Raw genomic sequence first — 2,601 nt, forward strand, 5'->3', positions numbered from 1 at the left:
CAGAACAGATGTTTGGGGGAAATACAGTATGCTGCGTTATGTGTGGATCCGCTCATGAGGCCCGAAGGGCCGACGGACGATCCATGTCTCGCTCTAACGGTTTGATCTGGCGAAGTTCCCGCCGGATCAACGGGAGCCGAAGCGGCGATTGAACGGGCCTCGTTGTCCTTTCCCAAGTTTTCCTGGGGCGTTCCCGGGTGTTTGCGAGGATTTTTTCCTCGCGGGAAAGGAGACGAGACGATGACCAAATCCTTGATGTCCGGGGCCAAGGGCGCACCAGTGAAACCCCGCCGCGTGAGCGGCGACAGGCTGCTGCGCGATGAGGAGGTGCCCGCGCTGGCCCGCCGGGAGCGGGGGACGAAATCGACATGGGTGGTCTTTCTGCGCGCGGGTGGCAGGACGCGGAAGGTGACGCTGGGAGATTGCGCGACCCTCCCGCCCGACCGCGCCCGGGAGATGGCCCGGGACATGGTGGCCCAGCCTGAGCCGGAAGATACCCGCTCCGGGGACCGCATGACCGTGGCCGGGTTCGCAGAGACGTTCCTTGCCGATACCGCGCCGCGCTGGAAAGCCTCGACACGCGAGACGAACCGCAAGGCGCTGGAACGGCATCTGCTGCCGGTCTTTGGTCGCCGCCGCCTGAGCCATGTGACGCGCGAAGACGTGACGGCGTGGCTTCACGGGTCGCAAGGTTCCGCCGGTGCCAAGGCGCGCGCCCTGCCGGTCCTGTCCTCGCTCTTTGCCCATGCGGAGCTTCTGGGCCTGCTGCCGCCCCGGTCGAACCCCTGCAAAGGGCTGCGACGGCACAAGTCGGGCTTTGCGGCGACCTATCTGGATGCGGAGGGCTTCGCCGCTCTGGGGGCCGCCCTGCGCGCACAGGAGGCAGCCTGCCCGCAGGCGGTGGCCCTGATCCGCTTCGTGGCGCTGACGGGGTGCCGCCGGGGCGAGGCGCTGGACCTGACATGGGCCATGATCGACGGCAACCGGGCCGCACTGCCCGATGCCAAGTCCGGGCCAAAGGCGATCTGGCTGGGCCGGGCCACCCGGCGGCTCTTGTCCAGCCTCCCGCGCCACGCGCCCTTCGTCTTTGGCCGTGATGGGCAGCCGCTGCCGAAGACGATGCTTGCCCCCGTCTGGGACGCCGTGCGCCGAGACCTCGGCCATCCCAACCTGCGGTTGCACGACCTGCGCCACAGCTACGCCTCCGTGGCCGTGACGCTGGGCCACGACCTGGTGGTGGTCGGCGGGCTGCTGGGCCATGCCGACAAAGGCTCCACGGCGGGATATGTGCATCTCGTGACCGGGGACGTCGCGCGCGCCTCAACCCGGGTCGGGCGGCATCTGGGCGCGATCATGTCGCGGGCCGGGAGGGCGTCCCGCAAAGAGCCTTGCCTGTTCACCACCTACCTCCGGTCGAAGCAGCGCCTCGATGCCTTCTGCGCGGCGCACGGGCTGGACCCCGACACCTTCCACAAGGACCTGTGCCAGTGGCGCGTCAGCACCCGCAAGGGGGCCGCGCGATGAAGACCGAGGCGCTGCTGACCCCGCACCTGATCGCGACACTCAAGCCGAGGTCGAAGGAATACACCCTGCATGACGCGGGCTGCGTCGGGCTCGCTCTGCGGGTCCAGCCCGGTGGCGCGCGGTCCTGGGTGACGTGGGACCGACAGGGCGGCAAGACCCGCCGGATCACGCTGGGCAAGGTCGAGGCGCTGGATCTGGAGGCCGCGCGCACCGCGTTGCGGTCCCGTCAGGCCGGGCTCGCGCTTCCGGAGACCCCCGGCACAAGCCCGACCTTCGGCGCGCTGGCCCAGCGCTTCCTAGAGGCCAAGGCCGGGATCTACACGCCCCGGACGCTGTCTTGCCTCGGGGCCTATCTCGACAGCCAGCTTCTGCCAGCCTTCGGGGCCAAACGGCTTCACACCATCACCACCCCGCAGGTGGCGGAGTGGTTCCACCGCTATGCCCGGACCCGGCCCGGTGGGGCCAATGCGGCTCTGGGCCACTTCACCACCATCTGGCGGTGGGGCCGGGATCAGGGCCTCTTCCCCGGCGATCTACCCAACCCCGCAGGGCCTGTCCGCAAGATGCCGAGGGTGGCCCGGGGCCAGATGCTGAATGCCGGGGATCTGAGGCGCCTTGCCGCCGTGCTGGACACTCCGCCGCCGCGCACCCGGGATGCGGCGGAGGCCATCCGCATCATCCTGTTCACCGGCTGCCGGTCTGGTGAGATCCTGCGGCTGCGCTGGCGGGAGGTGAAATCCGGACGGCTCACCCTCGAACGAACGAAGACCGGACCCCGGGTGGTTCTGCTGAGCGACGAGGCAAGCCAGCTCTTCAAGACGCGGCGCGGTCCTCGCAGCTCTGACTACGTCTTCCCGTCGCAGAGCTGCCCCGACCGCCCGCGCCGGTCCATCACGTCCGCATGGAACCACATTAAGCGCGCCGCAAGCCTGCCCCCCTCCCTGCGCCTCCACGATCTGCGCCACACCTATGCCAGCCATGCGGTGCTGTCCGGGGAAAGCCTGTACCTCACCGGCAAACTTCTCGGCCACCGCAATCCGGGCAGCACCAACCGCTACGCCCATCTCGACAGCCACC

Annotated in this window: 2 protein-coding genes; both read left to right on the plus strand. The window is 69.1% G+C overall.

The window, feature by feature from the left end:
• Nucleotides 1-240 precede the first annotated feature (240 nt).
• The gene (locus FEV53_RS20015) at nucleotides 241-1,524 is read left to right on the plus strand and encodes a tyrosine-type recombinase/integrase (RefSeq protein WP_142836390.1); all 1,284 of its coding nucleotides are present in this window, start codon (nucleotides 241-243) and stop codon (nucleotides 1,522-1,524) included.
• Nucleotides 1,488-2,601: tyrosine-type recombinase/integrase (locus FEV53_RS20020; RefSeq protein ID WP_142836391.1), on the plus strand; the 1,114-nt coding region annotated here is incomplete at its 3' end. The genes FEV53_RS20015 and FEV53_RS20020, both read left to right, overlap by 37 nt.

Origin of the sequence: Palleronia caenipelagi (assembly GCF_007004065.1) — a bacterium.
In the GTDB taxonomy this organism is placed as follows: Bacteria; Pseudomonadota; Alphaproteobacteria; order Rhodobacterales; family Rhodobacteraceae; genus Palleronia; species Palleronia caenipelagi.